The sequence below is a fragment of the Pseudomonas sp. NPDC088885 genome, assembly GCF_044750025.1.
In the GTDB taxonomy this organism is placed as follows: domain Bacteria; phylum Pseudomonadota; class Gammaproteobacteria; order Pseudomonadales; family Pseudomonadaceae; genus Aquipseudomonas; species Aquipseudomonas rustica.
On record NZ_JBIVJB010000220.1, the window covers coordinates 1 to 719 of the forward strand.

The 719-nt window shown below is 58.1% G+C and carries 1 protein-coding gene and 1 pseudogene; both read left to right on the forward strand.

Going from position 1 to position 719, the window contains the following annotated elements; all coding sequences use genetic code 11:
* Positions 1–287 (forward strand): NADH-quinone oxidoreductase subunit NuoK (nuoK, locus tag ACIP1X_RS28670; protein WP_400755950.1); only part of this gene is annotated, 287 nt, incomplete at its 5' end.
* Positions 284–719 (forward strand): annotated as a pseudogene (locus tag ACIP1X_RS28675) (NADH-quinone oxidoreductase subunit L); the annotation flags it as partial. The gene nuoK and the pseudogene ACIP1X_RS28675, both read left to right, overlap by 4 nt.

Below are 719 nucleotides of genomic sequence, written 5' to 3' on the forward strand. Positions count from 1 at the left end.
ATGGATTGGCCGTTGCCGGCATCCTGTTCTGCCTTGGTCTGGTCGGCCTGATGGTCCGCCGCAACATTTTGTTCGTGTTGATGAGTCTGGAAGTGATGATGAACGCCTCTGCACTGGCGTTCATTGTCGCGGGCGCCCGTTGGGGCCAGCCGGATGGACAGATCATGTTCATCTTGGTGATCAGCCTTGCAGCTGCCGAGGCCAGTATTGGTCTGGCGATCCTGCTGCAACTGTATCGCCGCTTCCATACGCTCGATATCGACGCTGCCAGTGAGATGCGCGGATGAACCTGATCTTTCTGACTTTCGTATTCCCTCTGATCGGTTTCCTGCTGCTGTCGTTCTCCCGTGGACGCTGGTCGGAAAACCTCTCGGCGCTGATCGGCGTGGGTTCCATTGGCTTGTCGGCGATTGTCGCCGCGTACGTCATCTGGCAATTCAACGTCGCACCACCCGAAGGCGGTCACTACACGCTGGTGCTGTGGAAGTGGATGGCGGTCGAAGGCTTCAAGCCTGACTTCGCCCTCTACGTCGACGGTCTGTCGATCACCATGCTCGGCGTGGTGGTTGGCGTCGGTTTCCTGATCCACCTGTTCGCGTCCTGGTACATGCGCGGCGAAGCGGGTTACTCGCGCTTCTTCTCGTACACCAACCTGTTTATCGCCAGCATGCTGTTCCTGGTACTCGGCGATAACCTGTTGTTCCTGTACTTCGGCTGGG